Source organism: Puerhibacterium sp. TATVAM-FAB25 (genome assembly GCF_046535855.1).
Taxonomy (GTDB): domain Bacteria; phylum Actinomycetota; class Actinomycetes; order Actinomycetales; family Cellulomonadaceae; genus Puerhibacterium; species Puerhibacterium variabilis_A.
In genome coordinates, this window is record NZ_JAXUAK010000005.1 from 1 (window position 1) to 19,508 (window position 19,508).

Here is a 19,508-nt window from a genome sequence, read left to right on the forward strand (position 1 = left end):
GGGGGGGGGGGGGGGGGGGGGGCGGGGGGGCGGGCGGCGGCCCGCCCCCCCCCCCCCCCGGGCGGGCCCCCCCCCCCCCCCGCGCCCCCCGGGGGGGGGGGGGGGCGGGCCCCCCCCCCCCCCCCCCCCCCCCCCCACCGCACTCCTCCGCTCCACCCTCCACGCCCCAGCTCCGCGCCGCACCGGCCGGGGTCGATCGGCGACGCCTCGACCTGGAAGAAGGTACCCGTGAGCACCCCCAGCACCCGTCCCACCGTCCCCGGCACCGCCGGCGCGCCCGGCCCCGACGCGCCGCCCGGCCCCGTCGTGCGCGAGGTCGACCTCGCCGTCGAGGGCATGACCTGCGCGTCGTGCGTGGCGCGGGTCGAGCGGAGGCTGGGCCGGCTGCCGGGCGTCACCGCGGCGGTGAACCTGCCCCTGGAGAGCGCCCGCGTGACGCTCACCGAGGACCACGACGACGCCGCGCTGCTCGCTGCCGTCCAGGCCGCGGGGTACTCCGCCCGTGTCACCGGGTCGGCGCGGCCGGCGGCGGCCGGCGGGCACGACGGCGGGCACGCGCCGGCGCACGCGCACGGCGGGCACCAGCAGACGGCGGCCGCGGAGCACCCTGTCGGGCACCCTGTCGGGCACCCTGCCGAGCACGCCGCCGAGCAGGGCGCCCCCGACCACGGGGGCCACGCGGGCCACCAGCACGTCGAGTACCGCGGGCAGGACCTGCTGCGCCGCCTGCGCGTCGCGGCCGCGCTCACCGTCCCGGTGCTGGTGCTGTCGATGGTCCCGGCCATCCAGCTTCCCGGCCAGGAGTGGCTGGTCGCGGCCCTCGCGGTGCCCGTGGCGACGTGGGCGGCCTGGCCGTTCCACCAGGCCGCGGCCCGGGCCGCGCGGCACGGCAGCTCCACGATGGACACGCTCGTGTCGATCGGCGTGATCGCCGCGACGGCGTGGTCGCTCGTCGACCTGTTCCGCGGCGGCGAGCAGATGCTCTACTTCGAGGTCGCCGCCGTCGTCACCACGTTCCTGCTGGCCGGCCGCTACGCCGAGCACCGCTCCAAGCGCCGCGCCGGCGACGCCCTGCGCGCGCTGCTCGAGCTGGGCGCCAAGGACGCCGAGCGGGTCGCCCTCGACGCCGACGGCGCCCCGCGCCGCCGCCCCGACGGCGCGTGGGACACCGCGAGCGTGCCGGTCGAGGCGCTCCGGGTGGGCGACGTGCTCGCCGTCCGGCCGGGCGCCACCGTGGCCACGGACGGCGTCGTCGTCGACGGCGCGTCCGCCGTCGACACCTCCCTGGTCACCGGCGAGCCGGTGCCCGTGGACGTCGCGGCGGGCGACGCCGTCGTGGGCGGCACCGTAAACACCTCCGGCCACCTGCTGGTGCGCGCCACCCGCGTGGGCGCCGAGACCACGCTGGCGCGCATCGGCCGGCTCGTGGCGCAGGCACAGACCGGCAAGGCGCCGGTGGCGCGGCTGGCCGACCGGATCTCGGCGGTGTTCGTGCCGGTGGTGCTGGTGCTCGCGGTGCTCACGCTCGCCGGCTGGCTGCTGGCGACGGGCGACGTGGACGCCGCGTTCACGGCCGCGGTCGCCGTGCTGATCATCGCCTGCCCCTGCGCGCTCGGCCTGGCCACCCCCACCGCGATCCTCGTCGGCACCGGCCGCGGCGCCCAGCTCGGCGTGCTCATCAAGGGCCCCGAGGTGCTCGAGCGCACCCGCACGGTGGACACCGTGGTGCTCGACAAGACCGGCACGGTCACCGAGGGCCGCATGCGGCTCGAGCGGGTGGTGACGCCGTCGGGCGTGCTGGTGCTGCCCGGCGACGACGCGGACGACGACGACGCGGACGACGACGACGCGGACGACATGGCCTCCGGCGACCCGGCCGAGGGTGACGACGCCGCGCGCGAGGCGCTGCGCTACGCCGCCGCCGTCGAGGCGCTGAGCGAGCACCCGATCGCGCGGGCGGTCGCCGCGGCGCCCGCCCGGCTGCCCGCCCGGGTCGCCCCGGGTGCCGCGGACGCGGCCGAGCCGGAGCTCGGCGTCACCGGGTTCCTCGCCACCGCGGGCGGCGGCGTCGAGGGCGTGGTGCGCCGCAGCCACGCCGGCCTGGGCGCCGACGCCGTGCTCAACTCCCGCCGGGTGCTCGTGGGCCGGCTGACCTGGCTCGACGCCCAGGGCGTGCGCGTGCCGGACGGCCTGCGCGAGGCGGTCGGCGCCGCCGAGCGCGGCGGCGCGACCACCGTCGTCGCCGCGTGGGACGGCGTCGCCCGGGCTTCGCTCGAGCTGCGCGACCCGGTCAAGCCGACGTCGGCCCGGGCGGTCGCCGAGCTGCGGGCGCTCGGCCTGCGGCCCGTGCTGCTCACCGGCGACGGCGAGGGCGCGGCCCGCGCGGCCGCGAACGCCGTCGGCATCGACGCGGCCGACGTGGTCGCGCGGGTGCTGCCGGAGGACAAGGCGGCGGCGGTCGCCCGCCTGCAGGACCAGGGGCGCGTGGTGGCGATGGTGGGCGACGGCGTCAACGACGCCGCGGCGCTGGCCACCGCGGACCTGGGGCTGGCGATGGGCACCGGCACCGACGTCGCGATCGAGGCCGGCGACATCACCCTGGTGCGCGGCGACCTGCGCGCCGCCGCCACCGCCGTCCGGCTCTCGCGCCGCACGCTGCGCGTGATCAAGCAGAACCTGTTCTGGGCGTTCGCGTACAACGTCGCGGCCATCCCGCTGGCGGCGGCCGGGGTGCTCAACCCGATGATCGCGGGCGGCGCGATGGCGCTGAGCTCGGTGCTGGTGGTGGGCAACTCGCTGCGCCTGCGCCGCGCGGCCTGACCGCCACCCCGCTGTGGGTACAGGACACGCCGTGCGATCTCCGGATCGCACGGCGTGTCCTGTACCCACAGCGGAAGATCCGTCGCGCGACGGAGGCGCCGGCCGGGCCCCGGTCCCTACCCTGGACGGATGCTGCGCCCGACCTCCCACCCCGCCGCGGTGCGCCGCCCCACCCTCGCCGAGCGGGTCGGCGACTGGTTCGGCGTCGACGAGGACTGGGAGCGCGTCCCCGCCGACCCCCGCGCCGCCGCCCGGCACGACGTGCTGGTCGGCCTCGCCCTTGTCGCCCTCACCTCGCTGACCCTCGAGCTGGCGCGCAGCGCCGGCGCGTTCGAGGGCGTCGACGAGCCGGCGTGGCTGCTGCACCTGCTCGCCGCCTCGGGCGCCGTCCCGCTGATCTGGCGGCGCCGGTACCCCCTGGCCGTCATGGTGCTCTGCTACGCGCACTTCCTCGGCGTCGGGCTCGCCGTGCCCGTGGTGACGACGACGGTGTCGCTGCAGGTCGTGTACTTCGTCGCGCTGTGCACCGCCGTGGCCTGGGCCCGCGACCGGCGGGCGATGGTCCTGACCGTGGGCCTCACCGTGCTGGTGATGTTCCTGTGGATCGTGTGGGACGTCGCGGTCGGGACCGGCCTGCAGGGCATCATCGACCAGCTCGAGCTCGACGACGGTCACCCGGGCCTGATCGACCCCGCCGTCGCCATGGTCGGCTACACGTGGATGATCAACCTGGCGTTCTTCTTCGGCGCCATCGCCGCAGGCCAGCTCATGTGGCGGGCGGCGCGGCGGCAGGCCCAGCTCACCGAGCAGGCCGCCACGATCGAGCGGCAGGCCGCCGAGCTCCAGGAGCAGGCGGTGGTCGAGGAGCGGCTGCGCATCGCCCGCGAGCTGCACGACGTCGTCGCCCACCACGTCTCGGTGATCGGCATCCACGCCACGGCCGCGCGCCGGCTCGTCGCCAAGGACCCCGACGCCGCCGCCGCGCCCCTGGCGACGATCGAGACCGCCTCGCGGGAGGCCGTGACGCAGATGCGCGGGCTGCTGGGCACGCTGCGCTCCGGGACGGGGCCCGGCGCGCCCGCGGCGGCGGCGTCGGTCGGTGCCGGTGGTGCCGACGACGCCGGCACCACCGGCACCGACCGCTCCCCCGAGCCCGGGCTCGGCGACCTGCCCGGGCTCTGCGCGGCCGCCGACGGCCTCGACGTCACGCTGCGCACGGTGGAGGACCCGCCCGGCGCGGCCGCGGCCGTGCCCGCCCCGGTCGGCCTCAGCCTCTACCGCACCGTCCAGGAGGCCCTGACCAACGTGCGCAAGCACTCCACCGGGCGCCGCGTCAGCGTCGTGGTGCGCGTGGAGCGGCCCGCCCCGGGCACGCCCCGCGCGGCGGGCACCGGCGACCGGTTCGCGCACGGGTTCGCGGAGGTGGAGGTGCTCGACGACGGGCGACCGCTGGCCGCCGCTGGTGGCTCGGGCCTGGGTCTGCTGGGCGTCCGCGAGCGCGTGGCGACGCACGGCGGCGTCGCGGAGATCGGTCCGCGGCTCACCGGCGGCTACCGTGTGCGGGTCCGCCTCCCCCTGCCCGCCGCGGGCCCCGACCTCCAGGAGCGCCCGTGACCGCCACGTCGCCCGCCGTGCGCGTGCTGCTCGTGGACGACCAGCAGCTGGTGCGCTCCGGGTTCCGCCTCATCCTCTCGGTGGAGGACGACGTCGAGGTGGTGGGCGAGGCGCCCGACGGCGCCGCCGCGGTGGAGGCCGCCCGCGCGCTGCGGCCCGACGTCGTGCTCATGGACGTGCAGATGCCTGTCATGGACGGCATCGAGGCCACCCGCCGCATCGCCGCCGAGGGCCTGGCCAAGGTGCTCGTGCTGACCACGTTCGACCGGGACGACTACGTCTTCGACGCCCTGGCCGCGGGCGCCTCGGGGTTCCTGCTGAAGAACTCCGACGCCGAGCACCTCGTCGAGGCGGTGCGCACCGTCGCCGCCGGGCACGCGCTGCTGGCGCCGCAGGTCACGCGCCGCGTCATCGCGCAGATGGTGGCGGCGGGCGCCGCCCCGGCCGTCCCCGTCGCGGCGGCGGGGGTGACGGCAGAGGCGCTCGCGGCGGAGGCGCTCGCGGCGGAGGCGCTCGCGGCGGAGGCGCTCGCGGCGGAGGCGCTCGCGGCGGAGGCGCCGGCCGCGCCGACGCCGGCCCCGGCCGGCGGCCCGCCCGGCGACCCGCGGCTGGCGCTGCTCACCCCCCGCGAGACGGAGGTGCTCGAGCTCGTCGGCGAGGGGCTGTCCAACGCCGAGATCGCGCAGCGGCTGTTCCTCGGCGAGGCGACGGTCAAGACGCACGTGTCGAACCTGCTCGCCAAGCTCCAGCTGCGCGACCGGGTGCAGGCCGTGGTGCTCGCGCACCGCTGCGGGCTGGTCGGCCCGGCGGCCTGAGCCGGCCCGGGCACGCACCTCCCCGGCCGGGAGCGTCGCCCTCCGCCGCGAGGATGACCTGCGGATCTCCCCCTCGCGGCCGATCCGCCGCCACCAGGGGCGCCCTAGCGTCGTGGTCATGACGAACGGCAGCCACGGCGCGGACCTCGAGCTCCGCGACCTCACCCGGGACTTCGGCGCGACGCGCGCCGTCGACGGCATCACGTTCACCGCACCGGCGGGGCTCCTCACGGGCTTCGTCGGCGGCAACGGCGCCGGCAAGACCACCACGATGCGCATGATCATGGGCGTCCTGGCGATCACGAGCGGCGAGGTGCGCTTCGGCGGCGCGCCGATCACCGCCGCGGACCGCCGCACCTTCGGGTACATGCCCGAGGAGCGCGGCCTCTACCCCAAGCAGCCGGTGCTCGACCAGCTCGTGTACCTGGCGCGCATCCGCGGCATCGGCGCGCGCACCGCCCGGCGCGAGGTGCTCGACCACCTCGAGCGGCTGGGCCTGGGCGAGCGGGCCAAGGACCACGTCGAGAGGCTCTCGCTCGGCAACCAGCAGCGCGTGCAGATCATCGCCGCGCTCATGGGCTCCCCCGGGGCGCTGATCCTCGACGAGCCGTTCAGCGGCCTCGACCCCGCCGCCGTCGACGGCATGGCCGACCTGCTGCGCGAGCACACCGCCCGCGGCGTGCCGGTGCTGTTCAGCTCCCACCAGCTCGACCTGGTCGAGCGGCTGTGCGAGCGGCTCGTGGTGCTCAAGGGTGGCCGGGTGGTCGCCGCCGGCGCCCGCGAGGAGCTCGAGCGCACCGGCCGCGTGCGCCACCGCCTCGTCGTCGGCACCGACGCCGGCTGGGTGCGCGCGGTGCCGGGCGTGCACGTGGTCGACGTCGACGGCCCCACCGCGCTCGTCGAGCTGTCCGACGCGCCCGCCGGCCAGCGCCTGCTGGCCACCGCGCTCGAGCGCGGCCTCGTCCACGAGTTCGCGGCGGTGCGCCCGTCGCTGGCCCAGATCTACCGCGAGGTGACCGCATGAGCACGCTGACCGCCCCCGACCGCCCCCGCACCACCGAGCCGACCCTGGCCGGCGAGGACGGCCGCACCCGCCACGCCTGGGTGCTGGTGATGAACCGCGAGATCGTCACGCGGGCCATGAACAAGTCGTTCCTGGCGAGCCTCGCGATCTCCGTGGTGATCGTGGCGGCCATGTGCGCGTTCTTCGCCTGGCAGTCCACCAAGACGGAGTCGTTCACCGTGGCCGTGGCGCCGCAGGACGCCGTCGCGGTCGCGGCAGTCGAGGCCGTGGACGCCACCGGCGCCGAGCAGGACCCGCAGGTGCGGGCCGAGGTGCTCGAGGTCGCCGACGCCGACGCCGCCCGCGCGGCGCTCGCCGAGGGCGACGCCGACGCCTGGCTCCACCCGGCCGACGACCCGGCCGACGGCTGGGTGCTCTCCGGCGACGGCGAGCCGTCCACGACGCTCACGGCCATGCTGTCGGCCGCGGTGTCCGAGGGGGCCCTGGCGAGCAACGCCGAGGCCGCAGGCACGTCGTGGGAGACGCTCAGCACGGGCAGCACGCTCACGACGGCGGTGGTGGAGGGCGGCGTGGACTCCGGCCCCGGCTCGGCCGTGTGGCTCATCGGGTTCGTCTTCGCGCTGCTGTTCTTCGCCGGCGCCATGGGCTCCGGCGCGATGATCGCCAGCAGCGTCGTCGAGGAGAAGCAGTCCCGGCTCGTGGAGATCCTCGCCGTCGCCGTGCCGCTGCGCCAGCTGCTGGCGGGCAAGATCCTGGGCAACTCCGTGATCGCGCTGGGCCAGAACGTCGTGCTCGCCGCGGTGGGGCTGGTGGGCCTGTCGTTCACCTCGCTGACCATGCAGCTGCCGGCGCTGTCGGCGTCCGTGCTGTGGTTCGTGGTGTTCTTCGCGGTCGGCTTCGTGGCCGTCGCGGCGGTCTTCGCCGTGGGCGGCGCGCTGGCCTCCCGCGCGGAGGACGTGGGCTCCACGACGAGCCCGATCATGATGGTGCTCATGGTCGTGTACTTCGCGACCTTCATGGCCGAGGGCCAGCTGCGGACCGTGCTGTCCTTCGTGCCGCTGACCAACGTGGTCACCATGCCGACCCGCGTGATGACCGGCCAGACCGCCTGGTGGGAGCCCGTGGTGTCGCTGGCGGTCCTCGCCGCCACGGCCGTCCTCGCCGTCGTCGTCTGCGAGCGGGCCTACCGCGGCGCCCTGATGCAGACGGGCGGCCGGGTCAGCTGGCGCCGGGCGCTCACCGCGGAGGCCTGACCTCCCGCTGTGGGTACAGGACACGCCGGGCGATCCGTGGATCGCCCGGCGTGTCCTGTACCCACAGCGTCTGCTCAGCGTCGGCCCGGGCCCGGTCCAGCCCGGCGGCCTAGCCTGGGCGGGTGACCGCCGTCGTGCCCGAGCCCGCCCCGCCCCGCGTGCCCCCCGACGCCGCCGAGCGACGGCGGATCACCTGGGAGATCTGGATCCTCCTGCTGCTCAGCCTGGCGAAATCGGGCGTGTACGCGGTGGTGAACATCGTCGCGCGCCTGACGGACACCACCCCGCTGGCGGAGCAGAGCACCACGCTCAACGCCTCCCAGTCGCCGCGGCCCTACCTCGACCTCACGTACCAGCTGCTGGGCATCGGGTTCGCGCTCGTGCCGGTGGCGCTGGCGGTCTACCTGCTGGCCCAGCGCCGCGGCGCCCCGCCGGTGACGCGCGCGATCGGGCTCGACTGGTTCTCCCGCGGCGCGGACGTGCTGCCCGGCCGCCGGCGCCGCGACCTCGGCTGGGGCATCGCGCTCGCCGCGGCGGTCGGCATCCCCGGCCTTGCCTTCTACGCCCTCGGCCGCGCCCTGGGCATCACGGTCTCGGTGCAGGCCAGCGGCCTCGACGCGCACTGGTGGACCACGCCGGTCCTGGTGCTCTCGGCGTTCCAGAACGCCGCGCTCGAGGAGGTGATCGTGGTCGCCTACCTCTTCGAGCGCACCCGCGACCTGGGGTGGGGGCCGTGGCGGTTCGTCGTCGCCAGCGCCCTGCTGCGCGGCTCCTACCACCTGTACCAGGGCTTCGGCCCGTTCCTGGGCAACGTGGTGATGGGGCTGGTGTTCGGCTGGTTCTACCGGTCGCGGTGGGGACGGCGGCGGGTGGTGCCGCTGGTCGTGGCGCACACGCTGCTCGACGTCGTGGCGTTCGTCGGCTACGCCCTCGTCCCGGCCGCCTGGCGCGAGGCGCTCGGCATCACCTGAGCGCCCGGGCCGCCCGGGCGTCCGGGCAGGCCGCACCGAGCGGCGGGCGGGGAGGGCCGGCCATAGCCTGGCGCAAGCCAGGGACGCCGGCCCACGACCGTGAGGAAAGCCCATGCCTACCGTCGCCCAGCACCTCGTCGACAGCCTCCACTCCTCCGGCGTCCGGCGCGTGTACGGCATCGCCGGGGACTCGCTCAACGGGGTCACGGACGCCCTGCGCCGCAACGGCGACGTCGAGTGGGTCCATGTGCGGCACGAGGAGGCGGGGGCGTTCGCCGCGTCGGCCGAGGCGGCCGTCACCGGCCGGCTCGCCGTCTGCGCCGGCAGCGCGGGCCCCGGCAACCTGCACCTCATCAACGGCCTGTACGACGCGCAGCGCTCCCGCGTGCCGGTGCTCGCCATCGCCGCGGACATCCCCAGCTCGGAGATCGGCACGGGCTACTTCCAGGAGACCGACCCGCGTGAGGTCTTCCGGGAGTGCTCGGTCTACGTGGCGGTCGTGTCCAAGCCCGAGCAGCTGCCCCGACTGCTGCGCATCGCCGTGCACGAGGCGCTGTCCAGGCGCGGGGTCGCGGTGCTGGTCATCGCGGGCGACATCGCCCTGTCCCAGGTCGACGCCGAGCCGGAGGCGTTCCACATCGACGCGCCGCACGTGGTGCCCGCGGAGCCGGCGGTGGCTGCGGCGGCCACCGCGCTGAACACGGCGGAGCGCGTGACCATCCTCGCGGGCGCCGGCGTGCAGGGCGCGCACGACGAGATGGTGGCGCTGGCCGCCCGGCTCCAGGCGCCGGTCGTGCACTCGATGCGCGGCAAGGAGTTCGTCGAGCCCGACAACCCGTACGACGTCGGCATGACCGGCCTGCTGGGCTTCAGCAGCGGCTACCGCGCGATGGACGCGTGCGACACGCTGCTGATGCTCGGCACGGACTTCCCCTACCCCCAGTTCTTCCCCCGCGACGCGACGATCGTGCAGGTCGACGTGCGCGGCGAGCAGATCGGCCGGCGCGCCAAGATCGACGTGCCGGTGGTCGGCGGCGTCAAGGAGACGGCGACGGCGCTGCTGCCGCGGCTGCGCGACCGGCACGACACCCGGCACCTGGACGCCATGCGCAAGCACTACGCGCGCACCCGCAAGGACCTCGACGACCTGGCGACGCCGTCGCGCCGCACGATCCACCCGCAGTACCTGGCCCGCGTCGTGGACGAGGCGGCCGACGACGACGCCGTCTTCCTGCCCGACGTCGGGTCGCCCGTGGTGTGGGCGGCGCGCTACCTGCGGATGAACGGGCGCCGGCGGCTCATCGGGTCGTTCACCCACGGGTCGATGGCGAACGCGGTGTCGCAGGCGATCGGCGTGCAGGCCGCCCAGCCGGGCCGCCAGGTGGTCGCGCTCGCCGGCGACGGCGGCCTGGCGATGCTGCTGGGCGAGCTCCTGACGCTCGTGCAGAACCGGCTGCCGGTCAAGGTGGTGGTGTTCAACAACTCGTCGCTGAACTTCATCGAGCTGGAGATGAAGGCCGCCGGGTTCGTCACCCACTCCACCGGCCTGGAGAACCCGGACCTCGCGCGGCTGGCCGAGGCGATGGGGATCAAGGGGGTGCGGGTCGAGTCGGCCAAGGCGCTGCCGGGCGCCGTCAAGGAGGTGCTCGCGCACGACGGCCCCGCGCTGCTCGACGTCGTCACCGAGCGGCAGGAGCTGGCCATCCCGCCCACCATCACCGCCCAGCAGGCGCAGGGCTTCGCGCTCTACGCGATCCGCACGGCGCTGTCCGGCAAGGGCGACGAGCTGCTCGACCTGGCCCAGGCCAACTGGCGCCAGATGTTCTGACCCTCGCCCCGATCACCGAGATAGAGAGGTCCCCGGCCGAGATAGAGAGGTACCTCTCTATCTCGGCCGAGGACCTCTCTATCTCGGCAGAGGGTCAGCGGCTCAGCGCCGCCAGCTCCGTACGCCGCGCGCGCTGCGCCACCGGGTCCGGCACGGGCAGCGACGCCAGCAGCCGCCGCGTGTAGTCCTCGCGCGGGGCGCCGAGCACCTCGGCACCGGTGCCCTCCTCGACCAGCCGGCCGCGGTAGAGCACCGCGATCCGGTCGGCGAGCAGGTCCACCACGGCCAGGTCGTGCGAGACGAACAGGCAGGCGAACCCGAGCTCCTTCTGCAGCTCGGCGAACAGGTCGAGCACGCGCGCCTGCACCGAGACGTCGAGCGCCGACGTCGGCTCGTCCGCCACCAGCAGCTCCGGATCCAGGGCCAGCGCCCGGGCCAGCGAGGCGCGCTGGCGCTGCCCGCCGGACAGCTCGTGCGGGAACCGGTCGCCGTAGGAGCGGGGCAGCTGCACCGCCTCGAGCAGCTCGTCGACGCGGTGGCGGGCCGCCGCCGGCGAGGACGCGCGCCCGTGCACGACGAGCGGCTCGGCCACGCACTCGGCGATGGTCAGCAGCGGGTTGAAGCTCGTGGCCGGGTCCTGGAACACGAACCCGAGCCGCGGCCGCATGGCCTTGAGCGCGGCCGGTCGTGCCCCGCGCATCTCGGTGCCCAGCACCCGCAGCGACCCGCCGGTCACCGGCTGCAGGCCGGCGATCGCGCGGGCGATCGTCGTCTTGCCCGAGCCGGACTCCCCCACCAGGCCCAGCACCTCGCCCGGCCGGATGGCCAGGGACACCCCGTCGACGGCGGTGAACCCGGGCCGGCGGAACCGGCCGGGGTAGGTGATGGTCAGGTCGGTCGCCTCCACGACCGGCGCGGCGTCCGCCCAGCCGGCCGGGCGGCCCGCGGCGCGCGCCTCGGCGCGGGCGGTGCCCTCGCCGATCCGCGGCACGGCGCCCAGCAGCGCCCGGGTGTAGGGCGCCCGCGGCTGCGCGAACAGCTCGTCCACGGGCGCCTGCTCCACGACCCTGCCCTGGTACATCACCGCGACGCGGTCCGCCAGGTCGGCCACCACGCCCATGTTGTGGGTGATGAGGACGATCGCGGTCCCCGTCTCGTCCCGCAGCCGCCGCAGCAGGTCGAGGATCTCGGCCTGCACGGTGACGTCGAGCGCCGTCGTCGGCTCGTCCGCGACGATCAGCCCGGGCCCCAGGGCCAGCGCCATCGCGATGACGATGCGCTGCTTCTGCCCGCCGGAGAACTGGTGCGGGTAGTGGTCCACCCGCTGCTCCGGGTCGGGGATGCCGACCTGCCGCAGCGCCTCCACGGCCCGCGCCCGCGCCTGCGCGCGCGGCACCCGGCCGTGCGCGCGCAGCCCCTCGGCGATCTGCCAGCCCACCGTGTACACGGGGTTGAGCGCCGTGGACGGCTCCTGGAACACCATCGCCACGTCCCGGCCGCGCACCTGGCGCAGCCGCGCCGCCGGCACGGACACGACGTCGGTCTCCCCGTCCCGGCCGGACAGCAGCACGGCGCCGCGCGTCGTGGCGGTCTCCGGCAGCAGTCCCAGGATGGTCTTGGCGGTGACGGTCTTGCCGGAACCGGACTCGCCGACGATCGCCAGCACCTCGCCGGGCCCGACCTCGAGGTCCACGCCGTCGACGGCGCGCACCGGCCCGTGGTCGGTGGCGAACGAGACGGCCAGGTCCTTGACCCGCACCACCGGGTCGCGGCCCGGTGCGGTCTGGGCGGTCATGCGCGGTCCTCCTTCTGCTGCCCGGTCGGTCCGGCGGCCGGTCTGGCCGTCGGGCCGGCGGCCCGGAGCGCGGCCTCGGCGTCCCCGTCCACCGGCGCCCCCACCGACGACTCCACCGGCGCCCCCACCGACGACTCCACCGACGTCTGGGCGACGTCGCCGGCGACGTCCGCGGACGCCGTCCGGGACCGCAGCCGCGGGTCGGCCAGGTCGTTGAGCGACTCGCCGACGAGCGTCATGCCGACGGCGACGACGACGATCGCCAGGCCGGGGAACAGCGCGGTCCACCAGATGCCGGACGTGACGTCGGCGATGGAGCGCTGCAGGTCGTAGCCCCACTCCGCCGCGGCGGTGGGCTCGATGCCGAACCCGAGGAAGCCCAGCCCGGCGAGCGTGAGGATCGCCTCGGACGCGTTGAGCGTGACGATGAGCGGCAGGGTCCGCACCGAGTTGCGCAGCACGTGGCGGGTCATGATCCGCACGTGCCCGGAGCCGAGCACCCGGGCGGCGTCGACGAACGCCTCGCCCTTGACCCGCACCACCTCGGCGCGCACCACGCGGAAGTACTGCGGCACGAACACCACGGTGATGCTCAGGGCGGTGGCCATGATGCCGCCCCACATCGTGGACTGGCCGCCGGAGATGACGATCGCGGCGAGGATCGCCAGCAGCAGCGACGGGAACGCGTAGATCGCGTCGGCCACGACCACCAGCACGCGGTCGAGCCAGCCGCCGAAGTACCCGGACACCAGGCCGAGCACCACGCCGATCACGATCGAGGCGAGGATCGCCACCACGACGACGTACAGCGCCGTCTGCGCGCCCCACACCACGCGGGACAGCACGTCGTAGCCGCCCACCGTGGTACCGAGCCAGTGCTCGGCGGACGGCGGCTGCTGGGCGCCGAACGACCCGTCCGGGGTGCGCAGCTGGCTGTGGTCGTACGGGGCGAGCACGGGCGCCAGCAGCGCCACGAGCACGAACAGCCCGGTGAGCACCAGGCCCACCACGAGCATGCCGCGCTGCAGGCCCACGCTCTGGCGCAGCTGGCGCACCACCGGGGCCTTGCGCAGCCAGGCGCCGCGGCCGCGGACGTGCACGGGCGCCGCGCCGGCGGTGCCGACCGGGCCGAGCCCGGAGTCGAGCTGTGCCATGTCAGTACCTCACCCTCGGGTCGACGAGGGCGGCGATCACGTCCACGAGGAAGTTCGTCGCCGCCACGACCACGGCCATCAGCACGACGATGCCCTGCACGGCCACGAAGTCACGGGCCTGCAGGTACTCCGAGAGCTGGAAGCCGAGGCCGCGCCACTCGAACGTCGTCTCGGTCAGCACCGCGCCCACCAGCAGCATCGCCACCTGCATGCCCACCACCGTGATGATCGGGATGAGCGCCGGGCGCCACGCGTGCGCCCGCACCAGCCGCGTCTCGCGCACGCCGCGCGAGCGGGCGGCGTCGACGTACTCGGTGCCGAGCGTGCCGATCATGTTGGTGCGCACCAGGCGCAGGAACACGCCCGCGGTGAGCAGGCCGAGCGCGATCGAGGGCAGCGCCGCGTGGCGCAGGACGTCGCCGACCACCTCGGGGTCGCCCGTCGCGAACGCGTCGACCAGCATGAAGCCCGAGTCGGCGTCCGCCTTGGCCATCTCGATCTCGCCCGACGTCGACACGCGCCCCGCGACGGGGAACCAGCCGAGGCCGACGGAGAAGACGAGCTTGAGCAGCAGGCCGGCGAAGAACACCGGGGTGGCGTAGGCGAGGATCGCCCCGACGCGCAGCACGGCGTCGGGCCACCGGTCGCGGAAGGACGCCGCGAGCATGCCCAGCGGGATGCCCACGACGAGGGCGACGACGACGGCGTACGCCGTCAGCTCGAGCGTGGCCGCGCCGTACTCGGTGAGGATCTCGGTGACCGGCCGGTTGTCGCTGAGCGTGGTCCCGAAGTCGCCGCGGAAGATGCCCGTGAGGTACTCCCAGTACTGCACGACCACGGGCCGGTCGTACCCGGCCGCGTGGATGCGCTCGGCGAGCTGGTCGGGGGTGAGGCGGCCGCCGAGGGCCGCCGTGATCGGGTCACCGGTGGCGCGCATGAGCACGAACACCGTGGTGACGAGGATGAACACCGTCGGGATGATCAGCAGGAAGCGCACCAGGACGTACCGTCCCAGTGCGCCTCCTGCCGTACTACGGGAGCTCACGGTGCAGGATCAGCCCCTGGACAGCGCGCCGTAGCGGAACTTGAACGACGCGTCGAGCGTGTCCTCGGCGCCCTCGACGTCGGCGCCCACGACCGCCACCTGCGCACCCTGCAGGTACGGCAGCGTGGACAGGTCGGCGGCCACCGCGTCCTGGATCTGGCCGATGAGCTCGGTGCGCTGGGCCGGGTCCGCCGTGACGGCCTGCTCCAGGATCATCGAGTCGACCTCGGGGTTCGCGTAGTGGTTGCCGAGGAAGTTCTCCGTGAGGAAGAACGGCGTGAGGTAGTTGTCCGCGTCCGAGTAGTCCGGGAACCAGCCGAGCTGGTAGGCCGGGTAGACGTCGGCGGTGCGGTCCTCGGAGTACTGCACCCACTCGGTGGTCTGCAGGTTCACCGTGAACAGGCCGTCGGCCTCGAGCTGGTCCTTGATCAGGGCGTACTCGTCGCCCGACGACGGGCCGTAGTGGTCGTTCGAGTACTGCAGGTTGAGCTCGACGGGCGTGGTGACGCCGGCCGCCTCGAGGACCTCGCGGGCCTTGGCGGCGTCGGGCGCGCCCTGGCCGTCGCCGTACATCTCCTTGAGCGGCTCGGTCGCGCCGGTCAGGCCCGCCGGGACGAAGGAGTACAGCGGCGTGTAGGTGCCCTTGTAGACCTGCTCCGCGAGGGCGTCGCGGTCGAGCAGGTGCGCGGCCGCCTGGCGGACGGCGAGCGCCTTGGCCTCGTCGGCGTCCGCCTGCTCGGTGCCGTACGGCTGCGTGGCGAAGTTGAAGGTGATGTAGCGGATCTCCCCGCCTGGGCCCTCGACGACCTTGACGTCGTCGTTGCCGCGCAGGTCCTCGACGTCGGTCGCGGACAGCGAGCGGAACGCCACGTCGACGCCGCCCTGCTGGATCTCCAGCTTGAGGTTGGACGAGTCCGCGAAGTACCGGACGTTGACCTCGGGGGTCTTCGCGGCGCCCAGGACGCCCTGGTAGTCGGCGTACGCCTCGTACGTGATGAGCTCGTTGACGTCGTAGCTCGTGATGACGTACTGGCCGTGGAACGCCTCGCCGTCGACGATCTCCTGGTCCGGGGTGAGCGCGTCCGCCGCGAAGACCTCCTCGTCGACGATCGGCCCGGCCGGCGACGAGAGGATCTGCGGGAAGACCTGGTCGTTCTCGCTCTTGAGGTGGAACACGACGGTCGTGTCGTCCACGGCCTCGGTCGACTCGAGGTTGTACAGCAGCGACGACGGGCCGTTGGCGTCCGCGATGGCGAGCTGGCGGTCGAACGTGAACTTCACGTCCGACGAGGTGAGGTCGTTCCCGTTGGCCCACTTGAGGCCCGGCTTGAGCTTCACCGTGTACTCGGTCGGCGAGGTGAACTCCGCCGACTCGGCGATGTCCGGCTGGACGTCCGGGCTGCCGTACGGCGTGTTCATCAGGAACGGATACACCTGGTTCATCACGGCGAACGAGCCGTTGTCGTACGACCCGGCGGGGTCGAGCGAGGTGATCTTGTCGGTGGTGCCGACGGTGATCGCCTCGCCACCGCCGCCCTCGCCCGCGCCGGCCTCGTCGTCGCTGCCGCCGCCACCGCAGGCGGTGAGCGCCAGGGTGATCGCCGTCATGCCTGCTGCGGCCGCCGTCAGCCGCCGTCCGGACACCCGGATCGAGCTCATCTTTAGGTTCCCCTCTCTGGGGCGTGTGCGTTCTTCCGCGACCCGACGCCGGGCCGCCGCGGCGACCCCACCTCGGGTCGCGGCGCGGGGAGGTTTCTAGCACACCCGCGTGTCGCCCATGTCACAGACCTGCGTCACACGGCCGACCGCGTGACCGGATCGTGACCCGCAGCGGCACCACGCGGCCCCGGCGACGCCCGTTCCCGCCCGGTTCGCCCCGTTCCGGCCGGTCGTCGGGACACCACCGGGACGCCACCGGATCGTCGTCGGGCGCCCTCGGCCGTCGCCGGATCGTGACCGGCACGACGCGCGCCGTCCCGGCGTCCTCGCAGCCCGCCGACCTAGACTCGACGACATGTCCGACGACAGCGCGGCGGGTTCGTCGCCTGCCCGGGCGCAGCGGCCGCCGGTCGTCGAGGTCGGGTCGTTCGTCGACCCCGACGGCGCGCTGCGGCGCGCCCCGGTCCTCTCCGCGACCCCGCCCACCCCCGACGCCGCTCCCGACGCCGCCGACGCCGCCCCCCACGCGGGCGAGCGCGGCGGCCGGGCCGCGTCGCACCCCCCGACGTCGTCGCTCCAGGCCGTGCTCTTCGGCGACGGCGCGCGCCCCGGCACGGACGCCGACCTGGTCCGCGTGGTGGACTCGCCCGAGCGGCGGGTGCGCCACCCCAGCGACGTGCTCGGCGTCATCGCGTCGGCGGTCGGCGTCGCCCTCGTCCTCGTGATGTCCGTCGTCGCGCACGGCACCACGGAGGGCGTCACCGAGGACGTGCAGGGCTTCGCGGGCCTGCTCGCGTCGCTGCTGTTCTTCCCGGTCAACGTGCTCGAGGGGCTCGTGACGATCATCGTCCCGGCGGCGGTGCTCCTCGAGCTGCTCGCCCGGCGGCTGGTGCGCCAGGTGGTCGAGTCGATCGCCGCGGCGGCCCTGGGCCTGGCGCTCGGCCTGCTGACCTGGTTCCTCGTCACGCGGGTCGGCAGCCCCGAGCTGGTCCGCAGCATGTCGGTGTGGTCCTCGGGCGTGTGGCAGGTGACCATCCCGGCCTACATCAGCGCCGTGGCGGCGCTGCTCACGGTCGCCGGCCCGCGCACGCGGCGCCGCACCGTGCGCTGGTCGTGGAACATCGTCACGGTCGCGGTGCTCGTCGTGCTCATCACCGGGCAGGTCTCGCTGCCCGGCCTTCTCGTGACGCTCCTGCTCGGCCGGCTGGCCGGCCAGGCGGTGCAGTACGTGTCCGGAGTGCGCAGCGAGCGCGCCTACGGCCCCGAGCTGGTGCAGGCCGTGCAGCGCGCCGGGTTCCGCCCGGTGGCGCTGGTGCGGGTGCGCGACGTCGGGCAGGAGGTGCCGCACGACGGCCCGCGCGACGGCGAGGCCGTCGCCCGCTCGTCCGACCCGGCCGCCGTCGCCCTGACCCGCACCGGCGACAACCGCGTGTACGCGATGCTCGGCGAGGACGGCACCCGCCACGACGTCGTCGTGCTCGACGGCGACCGGCAGGTGTTCGGCGCGCTGGCCCGCGTGTGGCGCGTGGTGCGCATGCGCGGGTTCGAGAGCCGCGCCGCGATGTCGCTCAAGGCGGTCGCGGAGCACACCGCCCTGCTCAGCCACGCCGCCGCGGGCGCGGGCGTGCGCACCCCGCGGCTGCTCGGCGTCGGCATGGCCGCCGACTCCGTCGCGCTCGTGCTGGAGCACCCGCGCGGCGCGGGGTCGCTGCGCGACGCGCCCGACGCCGACTTCGAGGGCGAACGCGGCGACGCGCTCCTGGCCGCCGCGTGGGAGCAGCTGCGCCGGGCGCACGCCGTGGGCATCACCCACCACATGCTCACGCCCGACACCGTGCTGGTGCACCACGACGACGCGGGCCGGCCGCACGTGTGGCTCACCGGCTGGGAGCTGGGCGAGATCGCCTCGTCGGTGCTGTCGCGGCGCCTCGACCTCACCCAGATGCTGGCGCTGCTGGCGCTGCGCGTGGGCGCCGAGCGCGCGGTCGCCTCCGCCGTCGCCGCGCTGCCCGCCGAGGACATCGCCGCCATCGGCCCCCTGCTGCAGACCATCGCGCTGCCGCCGGACACCCGCGTCGAGGTGCGGCGCGTCAAGGGCCTGGTGGACGACCTGCGCACGGCGCTGGTGGAGCGGCTGCCGGAGGCGGACGTGCAGCCCGTGCGGCTCACCCGGTTCGGCGCGCGCACCGTGGTCATGGCCACGCTGACCGTCGTCGCCGTCGCCGTCATCGTCACCACGATCAACTTCCAGGAGATCCGCGCCGCGATCGCCGAGGCCAACCCGTGGTGGGTCGCCGCGGCGTTCGTGCTCGCCGCGGCCACGTGGTTCGGCTCCGCGCTGACCCTGGTGGCGTTCTCCCCCGGCCGCATCCCCGTCTGGCGGGCCACGCTGGTGCAGATGGCGGGCTCGTTCGTCTCGCTGGCGGCCCCCGCCGGCATCGGCCCGGCGGCGCTCAACCTGCGCATGCTCACCCGGCGCCAGATCAGCACGCCGATGGCGGTGGCCACGGTGGGTCTGGTCCAGGTGTCGCAGTTCGTGGTCACGGTGCTGCTGCTCGTGGTGCTGTCGCTCACCACCGGCTCGGGCAGCCTCGTGTCCCTGCCGTCGACCACGGTGCTCATCGCCATCGCGATGGTCGCCGTCGTGATCGTGGCGCTGCTGCTCGTGCCCGCGATCCGGCGCTGGGCGTGGGAGAAGACCCGCCCCACCGTCGAGCAGGTGTGGCCGCGCCTGTCCCAGGTGCTCGGCCAGCCGCTGCGGCTCGGCCTGGGTCTGGGCGGCAACGTCATCATGACGCTGGGCTACGTGCTGGCGTTCGACGCCGCGCTCGAGGCGTTCGGGCGCTCGCTCGGCATCGTGGACGTGGCCGTGATCTACCTGGTGGGCAACACGCTCGGCGCGCTGATCCCGACGCCGGGCGGCATCGGCGGCGTCGAGGGCGCGCTCACCGCCGGCCTCACCGCCGCCGGCGTGCCCGCCGCGATCGCGCTGTCGGTGACGATGCTCTACCGCGTCGTCTCCTACTGGGGCCGCGTGCCCATCGGCTGGGCGGCGATGCGGTACCTGGAGAAGAAGGGCGACCTGTAGGGCGGCGCGCTCAGGCGATGCTCTCCAGCAGCGCCGAGCACGCCTCCTCGCACGCCCGGCACGCCTCGGCGCAGACCCTGCAGTGCTCGTGCATCTCGGCGTGCGAGGCGCACTCGTCGCCGCACGAGCCGCACACCTGGACGCACGCGGTCAGCACCGCGCGCGTGACGAGGGCGTCGTAGGCGGTGTGGCGCGACAGCACCCGGGCGGTGGTGTCGCAGACGTCGGCGCAGTCGAGGTCGGTCCGGATGCACTTGCGCAGGTCGGCGACCATCTCCTCGCCGAGGCAGGCGTCGGCGCACGCGGTGCACGCCTGCGAGCACGCCACGAGGGCCTCGACGGCCCGGGCGAGCAGGTCCTTGTCGAGGTCGGTCCCGGTGGGGTGGGCGTCGATCATCGCGCTGGTGTGCATGGCTGCTCCTGGGCTCGATGGGGGGCTCGA

General features: G+C 75.0%; 13 protein-coding genes. 8 read left to right on the forward strand and 5 right to left on the reverse strand.

What is annotated here, in order from left to right:
• Nucleotides 1-336: 336 nt before the first annotated feature.
• From U5M74_RS06560 to poxB, 7 genes are all read left to right on the forward strand, one after another.
• Nucleotides 337-2,820 (forward strand): heavy metal translocating P-type ATPase, encoded by a 2,484-nt coding sequence (locus U5M74_RS06560; protein ID WP_410907679.1) that lies wholly within the window; start codon nucleotides 337-339, stop codon nucleotides 2,818-2,820.
• A gap of 129 nt (nucleotides 2,821-2,949) precedes the next feature.
• Complete coding sequence (locus U5M74_RS06565) at nucleotides 2,950-4,434, forward strand: sensor histidine kinase (protein WP_410907305.1); 1,485 nt, start codon at nucleotides 2,950-2,952, stop codon at nucleotides 4,432-4,434.
• On the forward strand, nucleotides 4,431-5,249 hold the full coding sequence (locus U5M74_RS06570) for a response regulator (RefSeq protein ID WP_410907307.1): 819 nt from the start codon (nucleotides 4,431-4,433) through the stop codon (nucleotides 5,247-5,249). The genes U5M74_RS06565 and U5M74_RS06570 overlap by 4 nt, the downstream gene beginning before the upstream one ends.
• 118 nt (nucleotides 5,250-5,367) lie before the next feature.
• Complete coding sequence (locus U5M74_RS06575) at nucleotides 5,368-6,273, forward strand: ABC transporter ATP-binding protein (protein ID WP_410907309.1); 906 nt, start codon at nucleotides 5,368-5,370, stop codon at nucleotides 6,271-6,273.
• Nucleotides 6,270-7,526: an ABC transporter permease gene (locus tag U5M74_RS06580; RefSeq protein WP_410907311.1), complete on the forward strand. Its 1,257-nt coding sequence runs from the start codon at nucleotides 6,270-6,272 to the stop codon at nucleotides 7,524-7,526. Before U5M74_RS06575 ends, U5M74_RS06580 begins: the two co-directional genes overlap by 4 nt.
• 122 nt (nucleotides 7,527-7,648) lie before the next feature.
• Entirely contained in the window at nucleotides 7,649-8,497 is an 849-nt protein-coding gene (locus U5M74_RS06585; RefSeq protein WP_410907313.1) for a CPBP family intramembrane glutamic endopeptidase, read from the forward strand.
• 112 nt (nucleotides 8,498-8,609) lie between these two features.
• Nucleotides 8,610-10,325, forward strand: coding sequence for a ubiquinone-dependent pyruvate dehydrogenase (poxB, locus tag U5M74_RS06590; RefSeq protein ID WP_410907315.1), 1,716 nt, complete (start codon nucleotides 8,610-8,612; stop codon nucleotides 10,323-10,325).
• Between the two features lie 94 nt (nucleotides 10,326-10,419).
• Here the strand turns inward: poxB and U5M74_RS06595 are convergent, their stop codons facing one another.
• From U5M74_RS06595 to U5M74_RS06610, 4 genes are read right to left on the reverse strand one after another with little or no spacing between them, the layout of a single operon-like run.
• Complete coding sequence (locus tag U5M74_RS06595; protein WP_410907317.1) at nucleotides 10,420-12,120, reverse strand: ABC transporter ATP-binding protein; 1,701 nt, start codon at nucleotides 12,118-12,120, stop codon at nucleotides 10,420-10,422.
• The gene (locus tag U5M74_RS06600) at nucleotides 12,117-13,274 is read right to left on the reverse strand and encodes an ABC transporter permease (protein WP_410907319.1); all 1,158 of its coding nucleotides are present in this window, start codon (nucleotides 13,272-13,274) and stop codon (nucleotides 12,117-12,119) included. Before U5M74_RS06600 ends, U5M74_RS06595 begins: the two co-directional genes overlap by 4 nt.
• 1 nt (nucleotide 13,275) lies before the next feature.
• Nucleotides 13,276-14,271, reverse strand: coding sequence for an ABC transporter permease (locus tag U5M74_RS06605; RefSeq protein WP_410907321.1), 996 nt, complete (start codon nucleotides 14,269-14,271; stop codon nucleotides 13,276-13,278).
• Between the two features lie 57 nt (nucleotides 14,272-14,328).
• Nucleotides 14,329-15,978 (reverse strand): ABC transporter substrate-binding protein, encoded by a 1,650-nt coding sequence (locus U5M74_RS06610; protein WP_410907323.1) that lies wholly within the window; start codon nucleotides 15,976-15,978, stop codon nucleotides 14,329-14,331.
• Nucleotides 15,979-16,333: 355 nt separating this feature from the next.
• Between U5M74_RS06610 and U5M74_RS06615 the strand changes: the two genes are divergently transcribed.
• Nucleotides 16,334-19,066, forward strand: coding sequence for a flippase-like domain-containing protein (locus U5M74_RS06615; protein WP_410907325.1), 2,733 nt, complete (start codon nucleotides 16,334-16,336; stop codon nucleotides 19,064-19,066).
• Nucleotides 19,067-19,076: 10 nt separating this feature from the next.
• Here U5M74_RS06615 and U5M74_RS06620 read toward each other — a convergent pair whose 3' ends face one another.
• Nucleotides 19,077-19,478, reverse strand: a complete 402-nt coding sequence (locus U5M74_RS06620) for a four-helix bundle copper-binding protein (RefSeq protein ID WP_410907327.1) — start codon at nucleotides 19,476-19,478, stop codon at nucleotides 19,077-19,079.
• Nucleotides 19,479-19,508 lie beyond the last annotated feature (30 nt).